This is a genomic window from Yersinia alsatica, from assembly GCF_025133195.1.
GTDB classification, from domain to species: domain Bacteria; phylum Pseudomonadota; class Gammaproteobacteria; order Enterobacterales; family Enterobacteriaceae; genus Yersinia; species Yersinia alsatica.
In genome coordinates, this window is the sequence record NZ_CP104006.1 from 4,378,427 (window position 1) to 4,398,970 (window position 20,544).

Below are 20,544 nucleotides of genomic sequence, written 5' to 3' on the forward strand. Positions count from 1 at the left end.
ATGAGGTGCCGCTGCGTACTAAAAACCAGACTTAAACGCCACGATTTCCCCTGCATTATCCGCTAGAATAGCCGGTAATAAGTTTCAGACCTGAAAAGTTGCTTTCAGCAAGCAGGAAGACATTACGCGCCATCAAGGTTACGTTTCATAAAAGATATCGAGTCAAATAAAAACTATGCCGAAAAAAGCCGCATCACCCGAAACCAAAGCCGCCAGTTTTGAGACATCGCTCAGTGAACTGGAACAAATTGTTACTCGCCTGGAGTCAGGTGAACTCCCGCTGGAAGAAGCATTAAACGAGTTTGAGCGCGGTGTACAGTTGGCACGCCTTGGGCAACAAACCTTGCTGCAAGCCGAACAGCGTGTTCAAGTTCTTCTGAGTGATGATGCCGACGCCCCATTAGTTCCTTTTACTCCGGATGCTGAGTAGCCTTATGTCTAACGCCCACTCAACTGTTGATTTCAGCCAGCAACTTACTGCACACCAGCAACGAGTTAATCAGGCCATACTGGACTTTATCGCCCCCCTTCCCTTTGGGAACAGTGATTTAGTCAAAGCCATGCGCTATGGTGCTGTGCTCGGCGGTAAACGGCTACGCCCGTATCTGGTTTATGCCACCGGCCAAATGTTTGGTTTGTCGCTGGCTAATTTGGATGCTCCAGCAGCGGCAATTGAATGTATCCATGCTTATTCATTAATGCATGATGATTTGCCGGCAATGGATGACGACGATTTACGTCGTGGGCAGCCAACTTGCCATGTGAAGTTTGGCGAAGCCAATGCCATTTTGGCGGGTGACGCGCTACAAACTTTGGCTTTCTCTATACTGTCAGAAGCCCCAATGCCCGACGTGGCAGATAAAGATCGCTTGTCGATGATTGCCGAATTAGCCTATGCCAGTGGTGTCGCCGGGATGTGTGGCGGTCAGGCATTGGATTTGGAAGCCGAGGCACGCCAAATTTCACTGGCTGATCTCGAGCAGATCCACCGCCACAAAACCGGTGCGTTGATCCGCGCCGCTGTTCGCCTTGGCGCACTGGCTGCAGGAACTCCTGGGCGTGAAGCATTGCCATTGCTTGACTGTTACGCTGATGCCATCGGTCTGGCCTTTCAGGTACAGGACGATATTTTAGATGTTATCGGCGATACCGCTACAATTGGTAAACGCCAGGGTTCAGATCAGCAACTGGGAAAAAGTACCTATCCCGCACTTTTGGGATTGGATTGCGCCAAAGCTAAAGCCATGGATCTTTATCAGGAAGCCATTAGCGCCCTGAATGCGTTGTCAGAGCAATCCTATAACATAGCGCCGTTGCAGGCGTTAGCCTGTTTTATTATTGAGCGCGATAACTAGAAATATACTGGCAGTCCGTGAATGCCTACTTACCATTTTTGATATGAGCATCGAATGAGTCTTGATATAGCCAAATACCCGACATTGGCACTTGCGGAGAATCCTGAAGAACTGCGCATGTTGCCGAAAGAAAGTCTGCCGAAGTTATGTGATGAACTCCGGCAGTATTTGCTCGCCTCTGTCAGCCGATCCAGTGGGCATTTTGCCTCCGGGCTAGGTGTGGTCGAGCTCACTGTCGCGTTGCATTACGTCTACAACACCCCATTTGATCATCTGGTGTGGGACGTGGGCCATCAGGCTTATCCGCACAAAATATTGACGGGTCGCCGCGAGCAAATTGGCACTATTCGCCAAAAAGATGGTTTGCATCCTTTCCCGTGGCGCGGTGAAAGTGAATATGACGTGCTTTCTGTCGGTCACTCCTCAACCTCCATCAGTGCGGGTTTGGGGATGGCGGTTGCTGCTGAACGTGAAGGTAAAGGGCGGCGTACCGTGTGTGTCATTGGTGACGGGGCGATTACTGCCGGTATGGCTTTCGAGGCGATGAATCATGCCGGTGATATTCATTCTGACATGCTGGTTATCCTCAATGATAACGAAATGTCTATATCAGAAAACGTAGGCGGCCTGAACAACCATTTGGCTCAGTTATTATCTGGCAAGCTCTACGCTAGCCTGCGTGAAGGGGGTAAAAAAGCATTCTCCGGTTTACCGCCAATTAAAGATTTGCTGAAACGTACTGAAGAACACCTTAAAGGCATGGTCGTGCCTAGCACCTTATTTGAAGAGTTGGGTTTCAATTATATTGGCCCGATTGATGGTCACGATGTGCAGGCATTGACGCAAACATTGAAAAATATGCGCGACCTGAAAGGCCCGCAACTGTTGCATATCATGACCAAAAAGGGCAAAGGCTACGCCCCGGCAGAAAAAGATCCGATCGGCTGGCATGCGGTGCCTAAATTTGATCCGGCCTCCGGCACATTACCGAAGAGTCAGGGCAGCTTGCCGACTTACTCCAAAATTTTTGGTGAATGGTTATGTGAAACTGCCGCTAAAGACAGTCAATTAATGGCCGTTACCCCGGCCATGCGCGAAGGTTCCGGTATGGTGCGCTTCTCGCGCGAATACCCGCAGCAGTATTTTGATGTTGCGATAGCGGAACAGCACGCTGTCACTTTTGCAGCAGGCTTGGCTATTGGTGGCTATAAACCTGTCGTGGCGATCTATTCGACTTTCCTACAGCGAGCTTACGACCAGTTGATTCATGATGTTGCCATCCAGAATCTGCCGGTATTATTCGCTATTGACCGTGGTGGTTTGGTGGGTGCCGATGGTCAAACCCATCAGGGCGCGTTCGATCTTTCATTCATGCGCTGCATTCCTAATATGGTCATCATGACTCCAAGTGATGAGAACGAATGCCGCCAAATGCTACACACCGGTTATCACCACAATGGGCCAGCAGCAGTGCGCTACCCACGAGGCAATGGCACCGGGGCAGTACTGGAGCCATTAGAGATCTTGCCTATCGGTAAAGGAATTGTGCGCCGTGAAGGTGAAAAAGTTGCCATTTTGTGCTTCGGTACGTTATTGGCCCAAGCACAGATTGTCGCCGATAACCTTAATGCCACGTTGGTAGATATGCGTTTCGTCAAACCATTGGATGAAGAGCTAATATTGGAGATGGCAGCCAGCCACGAAGTATTAGTCACGCTGGAAGAAAATGCCATTATGGGCGGTGCGGGCAGTGGTGTGAATGAGTTGCTGATGGCTAAACGGCAGTTAGTCCCAGTGCTCAACCTTGGTTTACCTGACCACTTTATTCCGCAAGGTGAACAAGATGAAATGCGGGCTGAATTTGGTTTGGATGCCGCAGGTATACAGCGCCAGATTGAAGCATGGCTGGCGTGATAACTCAATTTAAGGCATAACCACGCGGTTATGCCTTTATTCTATTCAGCACCGCCAACTCCCCCTGCAACTTGGAAGATGGTAAGCGAGATAATCCTGATGAGCTTACATCAGTCAGTGATTCGGGTTATTAAGCGCAGCCAACACACCTGCAACTTGAAAGATGGCCGCACAGATACCCTATAGATTTCAAGGTACAGGAAGGCGGCAAGCGAGATAGTCCCGATGAGCTTACATCAGTCAGTGATTCGGGTTATTAAGCGCAGCCAACACACCTGCAACTTGAAAGATGGCCGCACAGATACCCTATAGATTTCAAGGTACAGGAAGGCGGCAAGCGAGATAATCCCGATGAGCTGACATCAGTAAGTGATTCGGGTTATTAAGCGCAGCCAACACACCTGTAACTTGAAAGATGACGGGTATCAGTAAAACAAATCTATTGGCCAATAATGCCCAATAACAAAAATAATCGCGGCAGCAATTACACCAGCGATAATATCATCAATCATTATCCCCATGCCGCCATGGACATTGCGGTCAAACCAGCGAATCGGCCAAGGCTTCCAGATATCAAAAATACGGAATGCCACAAAACCGGCGGCGACCCATTGCCAATCATTCACTGGCAAGGCCATCAAGGTAATCCACATTCCGACAAATTCATCCCACACGATGCTGCCGTGGTCATGAACTCGCATATCTTTGGCAGTACGATGACAGATATAGACACCGATACAGATGCTAAACATCACTGCCAGAGAATAAACTTGCCAAGGTAACTGAATTAATAACAGCCAGAATGGGATAGCAGCAATCGACCCCATGGTGCCCGGAGCCCACGGAGACAACCCGCTGCCAAAGCCGGTTGCCAACAAGTGCCAGGGGTTAGATAGCCGCAGACGACGTTTGGCTTCATCCATGGGATTTACCTACTGAGAAATGGTCAAAACCCTGAAAATCCAACTCAACAGCTTTACCTTCGCGGAAAAACTTGAGCCCTTCCGACTGCGGGCCAATCTGGCCAATACAAGTATAACCAGCGCCGGTGTTACTCAGTGCGACTTCCAGAGCACCGCGGTTTATCTCCGGTACAGTGAAGCACAGTTCATAATCTTCACCGCCACTCAATGCCCAGCGCAGGGCTTGTTCAGCATCCACCTGCCGTGTTAATGCATCAGAATAGGGTAATTCATCCAGTTCAATGCGTGCCCCGCAATGACTGACTTTCAAAATGTGTTGCAGATCAGAAATCAGCCCGTCCGAAATATCAATCGCGGAACTGGCAAGATCACGTAATGCTTGCCCCTGCAATATGCGTGGCTGTGGTCGTAAATGGCGATGAATTAACGCCGCACGGTCTGATTCATTATCAACCCGCAGTTCATCTTGCAAGATAGCTAAACCAGCAGCGCTGTCCCCCAGGGTGCCGGTGACATAAATCCAGTCACCAATCCGCGCCCCTGCACGAGTCAATGCCCGCCCTTCTGGTACTAAGCCCTGAATAGTTAATGTCAGACTCAGTGGCCCACGCGTGGTATCGCCACCAATCAATTGCATACCGTAATAATTCAATTGATCAAACAAGCTATCGCTGAATTTTTGCAACCAATCTTCATTAACATTAGGGAGAGTCAGTGCGAGAGATAACCAAGCAGGATCGGCACCCATTGCAGCTAAATCGCTAAGGTTTACCGCTAAAGATTTGTAACCAAGATCAGCCGGATCAATATCCGGAAGGAAATGAATACCGGACACCAGTGTATCTGTACTGATGGCCAACAGCTGTTTATCTGCCACTGTAAGAAGTGCGCAGTCATCTCCAATACCCAACTCTACATCCCGGCGATTACTTCTGAACCGGTCAAAGTAGCGGGCAATGAGGTCAAATTCGCCACATGCCATAATACAATTCCAGAAATGTTTGCCGATACATGATTAAGGCCGGAAACCGGCCTTAATTCAAACTACTTCAGGTATAGCCCAAATAGCTTCAAGTTGCAGGGAGCTAATAGTCCTGTAGCTTCAAGTACCAAGGTGTATAACAAGATTATTTTTTCTTACGTACCATCGGAGCTATCTTATCGAGCACTCCGTTGACGAACTTATGGCTATCTTCCGCACCGAAAGTTTTGGCGAGTTCGATCGCTTCATTGATTGCCACTTTATAAGGGACATCATTGCGTTTACTCAGTTCAAACAGAGCAATACGCAGAACCGCTCTTTCAACCTGGCCTAATTCTTCGAGCTGGCGGGAAAGAACTGGCGCCATCAACGCATCCAGAGATGCAGCATTAACAGCAACCCCAGACAGCAATTCGCGAAAATAGGCGATGTCTACGTCTTTGACATCCTGCTCCGACAGGAACTGTAATTCAACATCAGCGATGTCGTTTTTAGACAACTGCCAAGAGTAAAGCGCTTGAACAGCGCACTCACGAGCGCGGCGACGAGCAGCAGGTTTCACGGAATTCCCCTTAACTTAACTAAATTCAGCCTTTAATAGCTTTGATTACATTAATCATTTCAAGCGCGGTCAGGGCAGCTTCTGCACCTTTATTACCCGCTTTAGTACCGGCACGCTCAATTGCTTGCTCAATACTCTCTGTGGTCAGCACACCGAAAGCGACTGGGATATCACTGTTCATGGCAACACTTGATAGACCAGAACTTGCTTCACCAGCAACATACTCAAAGTGCGCAGTGCCCCCACGGATAACTGTACCTAGCGCAATTACCGCATCGTAACGATTTGTTTTTGCTAACACATTGGCAACCAGCGGCAACTCATAGGCACCCGGCACCCAAACAACAGTAATGTTGTCGTCCGAGACTTGGCCAATGCGCTTAAGGGCATCAATGGCACCCTCCAGCAGGCTGTCGTTGATAAAGTTGTTAAAACGCGCAATTGCAATCGCCACGCGGGCATTAGGAGTAGCAACAACACCTTCGATAACGTTCATAGCTTTCCTCAATATGGGTTCATACCCCGCAGGGGGGCGGATTCTATCATATTCTTTCGTGCCCCGCCCCTGCGCATTTGTAAAACGCGGGCAAGGCTGTGATTGGGCTTTGGGGATCTCAGCCGAATAATGTCATTAATACTTCGGTTTCAAACGCAAGCGGAGATCTGGCCCCACCCGACGCACATCACTGAATTCAAATTCTGGGGCTTGCGATAAATGGGTTAATCCTGCTAACTGGCACAAGCCACGAGCATCGCTGCCTAATAGTTTTGGCGCGATATAAAGAATCAACTCATCAACCACACCCGCCTGCAACAATGCCCCGGCCAATTGCGGCCCAGCTTCAACCCACACCGAGTTAATTTGCCGTTTACCCAGTTGCATCATCAATAAAACCAAATCCACGCCATTGCCATGACGAGGTAACAAAAGTTGCTCGACGTTGGCAGGCCATGGCTGTTCATCCGCCTCAACCCGAGCCAACCAGCATGCACCCTCTTGCTGTATAACTTGGTGCTCGGGCGTCACACGGTTATGGCTATCAAGAATAATACGGGTCGGCTGGCGCAAGGTATCTTGGGAATACCGCGCTTGAGTCTCAGCATCTAGCTCCTGCCAGCGTACCGTCAGAGAAGGATCATCAGCCAGAACAGTGGCGCTGGTACTGAGGATCGCCGAGCTTTCGGCACGAAAACGCTGCACATCTTGGCGCGCCTGTGGCGAAGTAATCCACTGGCTTTCACCCGAGGCCATCGCCGTACGACCATCCAGCGATGCCGCCATTTTCAATTGCAAATAGGGAAAACCGGTGCGCATCCGTTTCAGGAAACCAAGATTAACGGCTTCGGCTTCAGCCAGCATCAGACCGTGATCAACTGCAATCCCTGCTTGCTTTAGCTTATATAATCCACGCCCGGCAACCTGAGGATTGGGGTCTTGCATGGCCGCGACCACACGAACCACTCCTGCCGCCACCAGTGCATCGGCACAAGGCGGCGTGCGCCCATGATGGCTACAGGGTTCAAGGGTGACATAGGCTGTAGCTCCCCGTGCTTTCTCACCCGCCATACGCAGCGCATGGACTTCCGCATGGGGTTCTCCGGCACGTAGGTGATAACCTTCGCCAACAATCTCGCCATCGCGCACCAGAACACACCCGACATTAGGGTTAGGCGACGTAGTAAAACGCCCCAACCGCGCCAATTCAAAGGCGCGGGCCATATAGAACTCATCGGGCTGCATGGTTTTCCTTACTTTTTATGCTGCAATACTGTGCTAAAAGCTTTACTGATACGCCGACTAATCCTGCAAACGGGCAATCTCTTCACCGAATTCGCGAATATCTTCAAAGCTGCGATAGACCGAGGCAAAGCGGATATAGGCAACTTTATCTAAGCGTTTCAATGCTTCCATCACCAAGTTACCCACCATTTTGGTCGGGACTTCGCGTTCGCCAGTGGCGCGCAGTTGGGATTTAATATGGCTGATGGCGGTTTCGACATCATCAGAACTGACGGGCCGTTTTTCTAATGCTTTTAGCATCCCGCGCCGTAATTTATCTTCATTGAATGGCTCGCGCACATCATCACTTTTAATGACGCGCGGGAGCACCAATTCAGCCACTTCAAAAGTGGTAAAGCGTTCATTACAATCTAAACACTGGCGGCGACGGCGCACTTGCGAACCATCGCTCACCAGACGGGAGTCAATGACTTTGGTATCCACAGCGGCACAAAACGGGCAATGCATAGCGCTTCCTGATTGGTGAGCTTAAACTTAGCCACAGTTTACCGCGAACTGCCGCGACAACAAAGGCCGGATCAGTCAGTGTTGTGTATCAAAGCGCTATTTGACGGTTCAGATAGGGTTGGCGCAGCTGCCTGCTCCCCAGACCACCAAGATTTAATCGCACCTTTACGATATTTCCATGCTTCTCCCCAACTGACATCGTGGCTATCTAGGTAAAAGTCTTTTTGGTAAACCAAGCCTGACATCGCATCAGTCAGTTGTTTGCTCATCTCACTTTTTTCCAACTTGGGTTTACACTTTATAAAGAGATAGAAGATACCGACACAACAGATTCCGATAGCAAGTACCGGGGCCAAAGCCGCACCGCCAATACCGGCAACCAGCACCCCCACAGAAAGCACCGCAGCTAAAGGAGCAACAACCTTAACTCTGGTTAAGAATTTATTAAAATTGATTGATTTTGATTGTTGCTTAAGATCAACACATTCCGATGCCACTGAATAGCAAAAGGCAAAAGTCACTTTTTTGGCCATATCTACCGAGAGCAGACGATTTGATATTAAATAATCTAATGTTTCAGCCTGTTTTTCTATTCGGTTAAGTCCCTCGTTAATTACTTGGTATTTATAGTTATTTAAAACAGTTTTTTCATAGTTTTGATTGTTTAAATTTCTATTGAGTATCTCTCTTAACTTTCTTATCGTATCTATGGGTTTATCATTTTCCCCACCCAAATAAGTCTTCGTAGTTACATTTCCAATGATGTTCCCCCATTTAACATTTAACCACCGCTTAGCTGAAATAAACATTCCCTGTGGTTCGGTGTACAGGGAGGGATGAATATCAAAAGCAAGAGCTTGGTCGAAATAGTACTCTTGCAATTCTTTAAGGGAAATACCTTTAGCCGGTAATGCAGGAAAGTCATTTAATTGAGTATTAACATATTTTAGATGCTTGCCAATAAAATCCATTAAGTCACTTAAATGCGTTATTTTATCTCTTATCGACTCCTCTGTATCTTGATTTAAAGCCACATGCACATTATCCCCATTTAATAATGGCTGTAATTGCATGTGTGCGCCAAGACGAGACACTTTCAAATACTCAGCTATCTTTTCACTAAATGATCCATTCGACTTGTGCTTCTTTAGCAGTTCAGTCAGCATTAATGCTATCTTTTCGTTACTCTCAGGAAAATTTCTGATAATAATATTCCCATTACTCTCCAATTCAATTGATGCAGTGCTCCTGGGGGTTAAGTTTCTCAAATCAGATTTTATTTTCTTATAATGCTCTGGTTGTAGTAGAGATTTATTTTTATCTGGGCCATTTACATATTCATTGAGTATTTTCTGAAGTAACAGCCCATTGTCACAAGTTACCTCGCTGCCTTTAACATAAAAATCCTCTGGGTAACCACGCATTTTTCCAAACAGATCTTCGGCTTCTTTATTTTTAAAGAAATCAACTAATAAGTTAAATCGTGAACTTTGCGGTGACTGGCTAGTACTATTTTTTATTCTATTAACTTCTTGGCAAAAACGCTCTATTGTGTCGATACTTCCTGCTAGAGTAATATCTTTCTTACCGTTATAGGCATTAACAACTTTCTCGTTATACAGATTTATTAGTTGTTCAATCTTCGGTTCAGGAGCTAAAAAAGGATTGCCATGAGCTTCACTAGGCCTTACTGCAACTTGCCGTTGATTGGGCACAGTGGAGGCTGTTAATTCATCTGGCTTTAAATATATGGGCTCGGTTCTAGCAACTGTTGGTTGCGAGTTGAAATAATGAATATTATCTTGAGTAAAACATTTGTCATTTATTTCGTTTATAATCTGGTGTTCTTTATCAATTAGCTGGTAGAAAAAACTATTTTTTTTCTGCGTTCCTATGACGTCCCTAACATCGTCATGTTTAGCGAAATCAATTAATATAGGTTTAAGATTACTACGTGTTTTAGAATTTATACGGCCATAGACTTTATTAATTTCATGACAAAGTCCTTCTACAGTTAAAATATCACTTCCCAATTCAATATCTTTTCCCCCTTTATACTTTCCGATGACGTTAGTCCGGTACAACTCAAGCAATCTTTCAACCTCTGGGGGTATTTCATCAAATGGATTAGTCGACTCATTCACTGAACTTACTTCTCCTGCACCTTTATTACTCCAAGGTATTGGATAGAAGTGACCGTGAATTTCTTTTATTTCATATTTCTCATTAATTTTTGAAAATTCATCCTGCCGAATCATCTCAATGAAAGATGAACAGCCATTTTTACTTTTATTCCCCTCAAGATAAACATTGATGCTATTTATTAGATCATTTAAAGAAGAGCTATTTTTAATACTTTCAAAAAAATAGGGATATTTTTCTTTTTCGATGTATAAACTATTAACTATTTTTATCTTTATTTCATTAAATATATTATTGCAATCCTGTCCTTCTGACTCTGACATAATATAATCAACATGAATACTATCACTTGAATTAATTGATGATGTTCGCATTAAACCCCCTAACAAGAAAAAATTGAAGTATTGACTTCAAAAAAAATAACGATAGCGCCTGACTAATGTGATAACTATCAAATCAAAGCACTATTTTATAAAACAGTGTTATTTGATCTTTTATTTTCATTAAAAATTTATATTTATGATTTTAAAAAATACGACCACTAGGAGGATGGTTTGCCTCAATGCCATCAAAATAAGTTTAAACAAACTTTAAGAGTCAAAAATCAAGATAAAGTAATACGAGTCTTGTTACTGCGGGAGAGTGGCAGGGAAAATGACAAATGTAGCGGCAAAAAAAAGCCCTGATGCCACAATCGCGGTATCAGGGCTTACCTTAGACTAAGCTATCACGGCAGAATTGAAGGCTGATCAGCACCTTCTTTCTCAACTTTCTGCTGCAACATATGCTCACGTTTCATACCCAGCTTCAACGCCAGCGCAGACGCTACGTAGATGGATGAAACAGTACCGATGGAAACACCGATCAGCATCGTCAGTGAGAAGCCTTGCAGCATCGCACCACCGAAGATAAACAGCATCAATACCACCATCAGCGTGGTTGCAGATGTCATGATAGTACGGCTTAAAGTCTGGGTCAGGGACACGTTCATGATTTCATAAGGCGTACCGCGGCGAATCTTGCGGAAGTTCTCACGAATACGGTCCGAGACCACGATACTGTCGTTAAGTGAGTAACCAATAACCGACATCAATGAAGCGATGATGGTTAGGTCAATCTCAATATGGAATAACGACAAGATCCCCATGGTAATGACCACGTCATGTGCCAGAGCGATAACCGCCCCCAGCGCCAAACGCCATTCAAAACGGAAACCAACATAAACCAGAATACAGAGCAACGCGACTAACAGCGCCATACCACCCGCTTGAGCTAAATCACTGCCCACGCTTGGCCCGACGAATTCGATGCGTTTTACTGATGCATTCTTATCAACTGACTCATTGATGACTGAGATGACTTTGTTACCCAGCTCCTGCCCGGCAGTCCCGGTTGCAGGTGGCATACGTACCATTACATCTCGAGTGCTACCAAAGTTTTGCAGGATTGGCGATTCAAAGCCCGCTGCTTCCAGAGTGTCACGCAGTTGATCCAGATCCGCAGGTTTCTCCAGGTTAATTTCAATCACCGTACCACCGGTGAAATCCAGACCCCAGTTAAACCCTTTAGTAGACATCACCACAATGGATGCCACTAACAACAGCAGTGAGATGCCGAAAGCAACGTAATCCCAGCGCATAAAGTCATAGACTTTACGGCCATAGTTCAGTTGTTCAACAGTATAATCCTGTGCCACAACGTACTCCTCAAATAGACAGCTTGTTAATGCGCTTGCCGCCGTAAAGCAGGTTGACGATGGCACGAGTACCGACTATTGCGGTGAACATTGACGTTACAACACCGATTGCCGTTGTAATAGCAAAGCCTTTAATCGAACCGGTACCCACAGCATAAAGAATGATTGCTGTGATAAGTGTCGTTACGTTTGCATCGACGATACTTGAGAAGGCACCTTTGTACCCTTCATGAATCGCTTGCTGTATCGTCCGCCCGTTCCTGTACTCTTCTTTTATTCGCTCGTTAATCAGTACGTTAGCATCAACTGCTACCGCCAGCGTCAATACGATCCCGGCAATACCCGGCATGGTTAATGTCGCCCCCGGTAACAGGGACATCACACCCACGATCAACACGAGGTTAGCCAACAATGCAGTACTGGCAATCACACCAAACTTACGGTAGTAAATCACCATAAACAGGATAGAAACCGCCAAGCCCCACAAGCAAGCTTCCAAACCTTGAGCAATGTTCTGTGAACCCAAAGTTGGCCCGATGGTACGCTCTTCCACGATCTGGATTGGTGCAATCAATGCACCAGCACGCAGCAACAGGGAAAGCTGACGAGCTTCAGCTGGGTTATCAATACCAGTAATGCGGAAACTGTTACCTAAGCGAGACTGAATAGTCGCGACGTTGATAACTTCTTCTTGCTTAACCAGAATCGCCCGGCCATTGGCATCTTTCTTACCGCTGTCTTTATATTCTACGAACAAAGTCGCCATCGGCTTGCCGATATTGTCTTTGGTAAAATTAGACATCAATGAACCACCGGCACTGTCGAGCGAAATATTAACCTGAGCTTGGTTATATTCGTCGGTGCTGGAAGTTGAGTCGGTAATATGGTCACCAGTCAGGATCACGCGCTTGTACAAGACAACCGGACGACCTTCACGGGTATTTTTGACTTCAGAGTCACCCGGCACACGACCGGAAGCCGCCACAGAGGCATCAACATTGCTGTTTACCAGACGGAATTCTAGAGTTGCAGTCGCACCAAGAATTTCTTTAGCACGAGCGGTATCTTGAATACCCGGTAATTCAACCACAATACGATCTGAACCTTGGCGCTGAACCAACGGCTCGGCTACACCTAATTGGTTAACCCGGTTACGCAGAATAGTAATGTTTTGCTGAACAGCATATTCACGCGCTTCACGCAGACGGTCATCGCTCATCACAGCTTTTAATGTATTGCTGCCATTGGAGCCAATCACCAGATCACGGTGGCGAGAAGAGAGGTAGCTGATAGCGTCATCGCGCGTTTGATCATCGCGGAAACGCACTTCAACACCATAGTTGTCGAGTTTACGTACAGTGGCATACGGGATATTTTTCTCACGCAAATCGGTGCGCAGGGTATCCATCGTTTGCTCTTGCAGCTTGCTAAGTGCGGTATCCATATCCACTTCCATCAGGAAGTGCACACCACCACGCAGGTCAAGCCCAAGTTTCATCGGCTCTGCGCCTAATCTAGCAAGCCAAGAAGGCGTTGCTGGAGCCAGGTTCAAGGCGATTACGTATTGGTCCCCCATCGCAGCCATCAGTGCCTCACGGGCGCGCAGCTGGACGTCAGGATCTCTAAAGCGAGCCAAGATTGCACCGTTTTCCAGCGCAATAGACTTGCTCGCTATGTTGTCTTTTTCTAAAACGTCACGGACTTGGACCAGCGTTGTTTCACTGGCGGCGATTCCTCGCGCACCAGTGATTTGAACAGCCGGATCCTCACCATAAAGGTTGGGAAGTGCATATAGCAGACCGACGAAGATCACAACGATCAACATCAGATACTTCCACAAAGGATAACGGTTTAACACGGCAATTCCCTTCGGGAAAATCGAAAATTACAGAGCTTTCATTGTACCTTTCGGTAAAACGGCAGCAACGAAGTCACGTTTGATCATCACTTCAGTGGTGTCGTTCAGTGCGATTACGATATAACCCGTTTCCGCTACTTTAGTAACACGACCAAGCAAACCACCAGTGGTCAGCACTTCATCACCTTTACCAATAGAATCCATCAGTTTTTTGTGTTCTTTGGCACGTTTTTGCTGTGGACGCAGGATCATGAAGTAGAAAATCAGACCAAATACCACCAGCATAATCACCAGGGAGTACGGGCTGCTCTGAGCTGGAGCCCCAGCGGATGCGACAGCATCGGAAATGAAAAGACTCATTAAAATTCCCTCATTGTTATCAATATCAGTGTGAAATCAGTGCGATAGAATCAGTAACAGCAAATCGTAACTGCTCAATCTATAAATACAAAGAAAATAATTTTAAAATCAAACGCTTAATTCTGAAGATAATAATGGTGGAACAGGTTTCCCTATTCGGCCATAGAAATCTTCGACGAAGCTCTCTAATTTACCCTCTTCAATAGCCTGACGTAAACCCGCCATTAAGCGTTGGTAGTAACGCAGGTTATGAATGGTATTTAGCCGTGCACCCAGTATTTCGTTGCAACGGTCGAGATGATGCAAGTAGGCACGACTATAATTGCGACAAGTGTAGCAATCACAGTGTTCGTCCAACGTTGCAGTATCACTCTTATGCTTGGCATTACGGATTTTTACTACACCGTCGGTGACAAACAGATGGCCGTTACGAGCGTTACGTGTCGGCATTACACAGTCGAACATGTCGATGCCACGACGTACACCTTCAACCAAATCCTCAGGTTTCCCCACGCCCATGAGGTAACGTGGTTTATCCGCTGGAATCTGCGGGCAAACATGCTCCAAAATACGATGCATATCTTCTTTTGGCTCACCTACCGCCAAGCCGCCCACAGCGTAACCATCAAAACCGATATCTACCAGCCCTTTTACTGACACATCTCGTAAATCTTCGTAAACGCCACCCTGAATAATACCGAACAAGGCATTTTTATTGTTCAGTTCATCAAAGCGTTGGCGACTACGGGCAGCCCAGCGCAGTGACATTTCCATCGAGCGCTTGGCATAATCCCAGTCTGCAGGGTATGGGGTACATTCGTCAAAAATCATCACGATATCGGAGCCGAGATCGTACTGAATTTCCATCGATTTTTCTGGGCTAAGGAATACTTTATCGCCGTTGATTGGGTTCTGGAACGTCACCCCCTCTTCTTTGATTTTGCGCATCGCACCCAGGCTGAATACCTGGAAGCCGCCTGAATCAGTCAGAATAGGGCCATGCCATTGCATAAAATCATGCAAGTCACCATGTAACTTCATGATTTCCTGGCCCGGACGCAACCAAAGGTGGAAGGTGTTGCCCAGCAAGATCTGTGCGCCCGTCTCTTTGACTTCTTCCGGCGTCATCCCTTTTACGGTGCCATAAGTACCCACTGGCATAAATGCCGGAGTCTCAACGACACCACGTTCAAATATCAGACGACCACGACGAGCACGCCCGTCAGTTTTTTGTAATTCGTACTTCACATAACCTCCAGCATCGGAAAAACAGTCCAATGTTGTTTTGCCGGATCACACAGCGAGTGTGACCTAAAATTTACGGGTTGACCGTCTCTTCCGGTGCCCGTGGATTACGGCTGATGAACATTGCATCACCGTAACTGAAAAAGCGATATTGTTCTGCAACTGCCTGCTGATAAGCATTCATGGTATTTTTATAACCAGCAAAAGCAGAAACCAACATTATCAATGTTGATTCAGGCAAATGGAAGTTGGTGACCAAAGCATCCACGACCTGATAGTGATATCCCGGGTAAATAAAGATGCGAGTATCACCAAAGAAAGGGGAAATAAGGCCGTTCTCGGTGGCCTTAGCGGCACTTTCCAATGAACGGACTGATGTGGTACCCACAGCGACCACACGATTACCACGAGCCTTACAGGCCAGAACTGCATCTACTACCTCTTGAGGCACTTCTGCATATTCGGAGTGCATAATATGCTCTTCAATGGTATCGACCCGCACTGGCTGGAATGTCCCGGCGCCAACATGCAAGGTGACAAAGGCCATCTCAATACCCTTCTCACGCAACGCTGCCAACAGCGGCTCATCAAAATGTAGCCCGGCGGTTGGTGCTGCGACGGCCCCTGGACGCTGGCTGTATACTGTCTGGTACAGTTCGCGATCAGCATCTTCATCAGGGCGATCAATATAAGGAGGCAAGGGCATATGACCGACCAGATTCAGGATGGTGAAAACATCCCGCTCATCGTCAAAACGTAGCTCAAATAAAGTGTCATGGCGCGCCACCATAGTCGCTCGGATGCTTTCATCATCCCCCAACAGCAACTCAGCACCGGGTTTAGGCGCTTTCGAGGCTTTTACATGGGCCAGCACGCGGCTATCATCCAGAACCCGCTCTACCAGCACTTCCAGCTTGCCACCACTGGCTTTACGACCAAACAGGCGCGCGGGAATAACCCGAGTATTATTGAATACCAGCAGATCGCCTGGCTCCAACTTATCCAGCAAATCGGTGAAAATACCGTGCGTTAACCTTCCCGTAGGGCCATCCAGCGATAATAAGCGGCAACCGCTACGCTGGGGCTGGGGGTAATGGGCAATCAGAGATTCCGGGAGCTCAAAAGAAAAATCGGCAACACGCATGGCTTTCCACTTCATAATATAAGGACAGACCCGGCCAACAAGAATGATGGGGCGGTTCATAAAAACAGGCCGCTAGTCTAGAGCCCCCAAGGGCAGGCTGCAACTTAAAGTAATAAAGGTATATACTCCGTTCATGAATTTTCTCGCTCACCTTCATCTCGCAACATTGGCTGACAGCTCTTTATTGGGCAATTTATTGGCCGACTTTGTCCGCGGTAATCCACAGGGTGAATATTCCCCTGACATTGTCGCTGGCATAATGATGCATCGTCGCGTTGATGTTATGACCGATACCTTGCCGTTGGTGAAAGAAGCCCGTGGCTATTTCAGCGCTGATTATCGTCGGGTGGCCCCTATTACTCTGGATGTTTTGTGGGATCATTTTCTTGCCCGCAACTGGGATAAACTGGTGCCTGGTTACTCTTTACCCGATTTTATTGAACACGCGCAACACCAAATTTTGCCGCATTTGCCGCAGACACCGGCGCGTTTCCAGAACCTAAATGCTTATCTGTGGCCTGAGCGTTGGCTGGAGCGCTACGCTGAGCTACCCTTTATAGCTGATGTGTTACAAGGTATGGCAAATCGACGACCTAAGCTGGCAGCCCTCGCGGGTTCTTTTCACGACATAGAACAACACTATCAGCCGCTAGAACAACTGTTCTGGGCATTTTATCCTGCCATGATGGTGCAGGCACAACACAAGCAGATATAGATTAAAACATTTTAGTTTGTGTGGCTATTAACGCTAAGTCACTTGCTCTTTCTGCAAGAATGGGTATCTTAGCAAGACTACGAAACTAAAATCGTTGTAACAATAGGTAAAAGCTATCACAGCAATCGGTATTTATCCCTTTATTCATTGAGCTTAAATACCTATGCTGTGCCGATACTTTTAAGACAACTGGTTAATCCATCCCTATTAACAGGAGTAATTTATGGTTCTGGTAACTCGTCAAGCCCCTGATTTTACAGCAGCTGCTGTTCTTGGTAGCGGCGAAATCGTTGAAAACTTCAACCTGAAAAAACACCTGAACGGCCGCCCTGCCGTCCTGTTCTTCTGGCCAATGGACTTCACTTTCGTTTGTCCTTCAGAGTTGATCGCTTTCGACCACCGTTACGAAGAATTCCAGAAACGTGGCGTTGAAGTTGTAGGTGTTTCTTTTGACTCCGAGTTTGTACACAACGCATGGCGTAAAACCCCAGTAGATAAAGGCGGTATTGGTGAAGTTAAATACCCAATGGTTGCTGATATCAAACGTGAAATTCAGAAAGCCTACGGTATTGAGCACCCAGATGCTGGCGTTGCACTGCGTGGTTCTTTCCTGATCGACAAAAACGGCGTAGTTCGTCACCAAGTGGTTAACGACCTGCCACTGGGCCGTAACATTGACGAAATGCTGCGTATGGTTGACGCGCTGCAATTCCACGAAGAACATGGTGATGTTTGCCCTGCTCAGTGGGAAAAAGGTAAAGCAGGTATGGGCGCATCTCCAGATGGCGTTGCTAAATATCTGTCAGAAAACGCCTCTAAACTGTAATAACAGTTTATGCCTCCCCTGATTTATTCGGGGGATATAAAGCCAGTCAGTTCTCGCTGACTGGCTTTTTTATTTTGATATAACTTAAGTTCATAAACATTAAAATGGGTGCTTGAAAGCTGCAACCAACCATAAAATGGCTACCCTGACAACGAAGGGCGGGAATCACTCCCCGCCCAGTTGCCTTACCTTTCAGATTCGTAAGCTAAAATGGCCGCAACTTCCTTGTTTCCATCTTTTAGGCGTAATTCACACAGTGATTTATGCGTAATTAATGTAAATGCCAGAACTGTTATGCAAACAATCAATAGGCACCAAACAAGCGTATTTTGTGGCAACATATCAAGCCTCCTTGCCTTGCCTTTCGGCGGGGAAAAGGCTACCGTAATACTGCTGGGTATTACAGAGAGCCTCGTATTAATTAACATTGATACGGGGCTTTTCTCTGTCTACTCTCAACCTGAAATAAGCACCTAAAGCAGACAGCTTCAAGCACCCGCCACGAAGTCTATATAATTATTAGTTCTAATCCCACCTTATCTTCCTTAAGCAGATCGCTTTATTTTCAATCAGTTGTTTTCATTTAATTTAATTCTCACTGAGCAAAAATCAACCTATTAGCTCGTGCATAACTGACTCAGCCACCTTCCGCCGCCAATTAATTAGCTGCCACAAACATTTATTCTGCTATTAATTATTACTGGTATGTGTTTCGCACATTCCATAAGCAGCACTTTTAAGCTGCCAGACAAAAATGACCGGGTAATCCCTGGCGGACAGGAAATAACAGGAGTCAGAATGCATTTAAAAAAATGGAACAAACCCTTGGCTATATTGGCTTTGTTGGTCAGTGGTACGCTACATGCGGCCTCAACACCGGCGGTAGAGGCAAAAAATGGCATGGTGGTAACCTCCCAGTATCTGGCTTCACAGGTTGGGACGGATATTTTAAAAATGGGTGGCAATGCGGTTGATGCTGCGGTGGCTGTGGGTTACGCACAGGCGGTGGTGAATCCCTGCTGCGGCAATATTGGCGGGGGAGGTTTTATGACCATTCACCTAGCCGATGGAACTGACACATTTATAAACTTCCGTGAAACTGCACCTGCCGCAGCCAGTGCTGATATGTATCTGGATAAAGAGGGCAAAGTCACCAAAGATGCCAGTTTATATGGCTATTTGGCCGCAGGCGTGCCGGGCACCGTGTTGGGTATGGACAGTGCCCAGCAGAAATACGGCAAATTGACACGTCAGCAAGTGATGGCTCCAGCAATCAAACTGGCCCGCGAGGGCTTTATATTGACTCGTGCCGATACTGACATTCTGGACACAACCGTCAAACGTTTCCGACAAGACCCTGAATCTGCTCGAATTTTCCTGCGCCCAAATGGAGAAGCGCTGCAACCGGGAGATCGCCTGATTCAAGCGGATCTGGCAGAGACTCTGACGGCTATTTCTGAAAAAGGACCGGATGCTTTCTATCAGGGGAAAATACCGCAAGCAGTTGAAGCAGCGGCTAAAAAAGGCGGCGGCATTCTTACCGCAGCCGATTTCGCCAACTATAAAATCACCGAAACCGCCCCTATCACTTGCAGTTATCGTGGCTATAAATTCGTCTCTTCCCCGCCGCCTAGCTCGGGTGGGGTGACATTATGTGAAACATTAAATGTCCTTGAGGGCTATGACCTGAAAAGCATGGGCTTTAACTCTGCGGCTTACATTCATACGCTGACAGAGGCCATGCGCCATGCCTATATGGATCGCAATACTTTCCTCGGCGATCCGGAGTTTGTTAAGAACCCAATTGACCACCTGCTGAGCAAAAGTTATGCCGCTGATATTCGTAAGCAAATTGTCGCCAATAAAGCGACGCCATCAGTAGAAGTTCAGCCGGGTATGCAGCCGCATGAAAAACCGGAAACAACCCACTATTCGATTGTCGATCATGAAGGTAATGCAGTATCTACCACCTACACAGTTAATGGCCGCTTTGGTGCCGTGGTGATTGCCCCCGGTACTGGCTTTTTCCTGAATGATGAAATGGATGACTTTACGGTCAAAGTCGGCGAGCAAAATATGTATGGTTTAGTTCAGGGAGCAACCAACTCCATCGCCCCCGGTAAGCGCCCACTATCGTCGATGAGCCCAACGTTAGTGACCAAAGATGGTAAGACATTTATGGTTTTAGGGTCACCAGGTGGCTCGCGGATCATTACAATAACCCTGCAAACAGCATTGAACGTAATTGACCACGGTATGGCACCACAAGAGGCAGTGGATGCGCCACGTATCCATCATCAGTGGTTACCAGACGAGGTTTACTACGAGCAGCGCGGTGTTTCCGCAGATAGCCTTAATCTGCTGAAAACAATGGGATATAAAATGGTTGAGCAGAATCCATGGGGCGCTGCTGAGCTGATTTTAGTCGGTTTGGCTGGTGTTGAAGGGGTGAGTCCTGCCAACTCAGGGAATGATTCTGCCGTCTCCGGCAAAGTCCGTGAAGGCTATTTGTATGGAGCCAATGATGTCCGTCGCCCGGCTGGGGCTGCTATCGGTTACTAATATGTAAATTAT

At 46.9% G+C, this 20,544-nt stretch carries 19 protein-coding genes; 6 read left to right on the plus strand and 13 right to left on the minus strand.

The window, feature by feature from the left end:
- Positions 1 to 175 precede the first annotated feature (175 nt).
- Genes xseB through dxs form a run of 3 tightly spaced genes read left to right on the plus strand, consistent with a single transcriptional unit; the run spans position 176 to position 3,269 of the window.
- The gene (gene xseB, locus N0H69_RS19825; protein ID WP_050108972.1) at positions 176 to 430 is read left to right on the plus strand and encodes an exodeoxyribonuclease VII small subunit; all 255 of its coding nucleotides are present in this window, start codon (positions 176 to 178) and stop codon (positions 428 to 430) included.
- Positions 431 to 434: 4 nt separating this feature from the next.
- Positions 435 to 1,355 carry a (2E,6E)-farnesyl diphosphate synthase gene (gene ispA / locus N0H69_RS19830; RefSeq protein WP_050108973.1) on the plus strand — a complete coding sequence of 307 codons (921 nt, stop codon included), beginning with the start codon at positions 435 to 437 and terminating at the stop codon, positions 1,353 to 1,355.
- A 54-nt stretch (positions 1,356 to 1,409) separates the two neighbouring features.
- Entirely contained in the window at positions 1,410 to 3,269 is a 1,860-nt protein-coding gene (gene dxs / locus N0H69_RS19835; RefSeq protein ID WP_050108974.1) for a 1-deoxy-D-xylulose-5-phosphate synthase, read from the plus strand.
- 425 nt (positions 3,270 to 3,694) lie between these two features.
- On the opposite strand, the gene pgpA is transcribed toward dxs, so the two are convergent.
- The 12 genes from pgpA to queA form a co-directional block, all read right to left on the minus strand.
- Complete coding sequence (gene pgpA, locus N0H69_RS19840; protein WP_050108975.1) at positions 3,695 to 4,192, minus strand: phosphatidylglycerophosphatase A; 498 nt, start codon at positions 4,190 to 4,192, stop codon at positions 3,695 to 3,697.
- A complete protein-coding gene (gene thiL / locus N0H69_RS19845; RefSeq protein WP_050108976.1) occupies positions 4,185 to 5,174 on the minus strand; it encodes a thiamine-phosphate kinase in 990 nt (329 codons plus the stop codon). The genes pgpA and thiL overlap by 8 nt, the downstream gene beginning before the upstream one ends.
- Before the next feature lie 145 nt (positions 5,175 to 5,319).
- Positions 5,320 to 5,736, minus strand: a complete 417-nt coding sequence (gene nusB / locus N0H69_RS19850; RefSeq protein WP_050108977.1) for a transcription antitermination factor NusB — start codon at positions 5,734 to 5,736, stop codon at positions 5,320 to 5,322.
- Positions 5,737 to 5,761: 25 nt separating this feature from the next.
- Positions 5,762 to 6,232 (minus strand): 6,7-dimethyl-8-ribityllumazine synthase, encoded by a 471-nt coding sequence (ribH, locus tag N0H69_RS19855; protein ID WP_050108978.1) that lies wholly within the window; start codon positions 6,230 to 6,232, stop codon positions 5,762 to 5,764.
- Positions 6,233 to 6,367: 135 nt separating this feature from the next.
- Positions 6,368 to 7,477, minus strand: coding sequence for a bifunctional diaminohydroxyphosphoribosylaminopyrimidine deaminase/5-amino-6-(5-phosphoribosylamino)uracil reductase RibD (ribD, locus tag N0H69_RS19860; RefSeq protein WP_050108979.1), 1,110 nt, complete (start codon positions 7,475 to 7,477; stop codon positions 6,368 to 6,370).
- 57 nt (positions 7,478 to 7,534) lie between these two features.
- Complete coding sequence (gene nrdR, locus N0H69_RS19865) at positions 7,535 to 7,984, minus strand: transcriptional regulator NrdR (protein WP_004707531.1); 450 nt, start codon at positions 7,982 to 7,984, stop codon at positions 7,535 to 7,537.
- Positions 7,985 to 8,055: 71 nt separating this feature from the next.
- Positions 8,056 to 10,500 (minus strand): MFS transporter permease, encoded by a 2,445-nt coding sequence (locus N0H69_RS19870; RefSeq protein ID WP_253272119.1) that lies wholly within the window; start codon positions 10,498 to 10,500, stop codon positions 8,056 to 8,058.
- Positions 10,501 to 10,853: 353 nt separating this feature from the next.
- Positions 10,854 to 11,822: a protein translocase subunit SecF gene (gene secF, locus N0H69_RS19875; RefSeq protein WP_050108980.1), complete on the minus strand. Its 969-nt coding sequence runs from the start codon at positions 11,820 to 11,822 to the stop codon at positions 10,854 to 10,856.
- A gap of 10 nt (positions 11,823 to 11,832) precedes the next feature.
- Positions 11,833 to 13,680 (minus strand): protein translocase subunit SecD, encoded by a 1,848-nt coding sequence (secD, locus tag N0H69_RS19880; RefSeq protein ID WP_072077566.1) that lies wholly within the window; start codon positions 13,678 to 13,680, stop codon positions 11,833 to 11,835.
- Between the two features lie 27 nt (positions 13,681 to 13,707).
- The gene (gene yajC / locus N0H69_RS19885) at positions 13,708 to 14,040 is read right to left on the minus strand and encodes a preprotein translocase subunit YajC (RefSeq protein WP_005166605.1); all 333 of its coding nucleotides are present in this window, start codon (positions 14,038 to 14,040) and stop codon (positions 13,708 to 13,710) included.
- Between the two features lie 108 nt (positions 14,041 to 14,148).
- Positions 14,149 to 15,288, minus strand: coding sequence for a tRNA guanosine(34) transglycosylase Tgt (gene tgt / locus N0H69_RS19890; RefSeq protein ID WP_050108982.1), 1,140 nt, complete (start codon positions 15,286 to 15,288; stop codon positions 14,149 to 14,151).
- A gap of 70 nt (positions 15,289 to 15,358) precedes the next feature.
- Positions 15,359 to 16,429, minus strand: a complete 1,071-nt coding sequence (queA, locus tag N0H69_RS19895; RefSeq protein ID WP_050109010.1) for a tRNA preQ1(34) S-adenosylmethionine ribosyltransferase-isomerase QueA — start codon at positions 16,427 to 16,429, stop codon at positions 15,359 to 15,361.
- Positions 16,430 to 16,562: 133 nt separating this feature from the next.
- On the opposite strand from queA, the gene N0H69_RS19900 reads away from it, so the two are divergent.
- Positions 16,563 to 17,144, plus strand: a complete 582-nt coding sequence (locus N0H69_RS19900; protein ID WP_050108983.1) for an acyl carrier protein phosphodiesterase — start codon at positions 16,563 to 16,565, stop codon at positions 17,142 to 17,144.
- A gap of 223 nt (positions 17,145 to 17,367) precedes the next feature.
- Positions 17,368 to 17,970: a peroxiredoxin C gene (locus N0H69_RS19905; protein ID WP_004707520.1), complete on the plus strand. Its 603-nt coding sequence runs from the start codon at positions 17,368 to 17,370 to the stop codon at positions 17,968 to 17,970.
- 185 nt (positions 17,971 to 18,155) lie between these two features.
- On the opposite strand, the gene N0H69_RS19910 is transcribed toward N0H69_RS19905, so the two are convergent.
- Positions 18,156 to 18,311 (minus strand): type I toxin-antitoxin system Hok/Gef family toxin, encoded by a 156-nt coding sequence (locus N0H69_RS19910; RefSeq protein ID WP_050099201.1) that lies wholly within the window; start codon positions 18,309 to 18,311, stop codon positions 18,156 to 18,158.
- Positions 18,312 to 18,768: 457 nt separating this feature from the next.
- Here N0H69_RS19910 and ggt point away from each other — a divergent pair, with 457 nt between their 5' ends.
- The gene (gene ggt / locus N0H69_RS19915) at positions 18,769 to 20,532 is read left to right on the plus strand and encodes a gamma-glutamyltransferase (RefSeq protein WP_050108984.1); all 1,764 of its coding nucleotides are present in this window, start codon (positions 18,769 to 18,771) and stop codon (positions 20,530 to 20,532) included.
- The last annotated feature ends 12 nt before the right edge of the window (positions 20,533 to 20,544 follow it).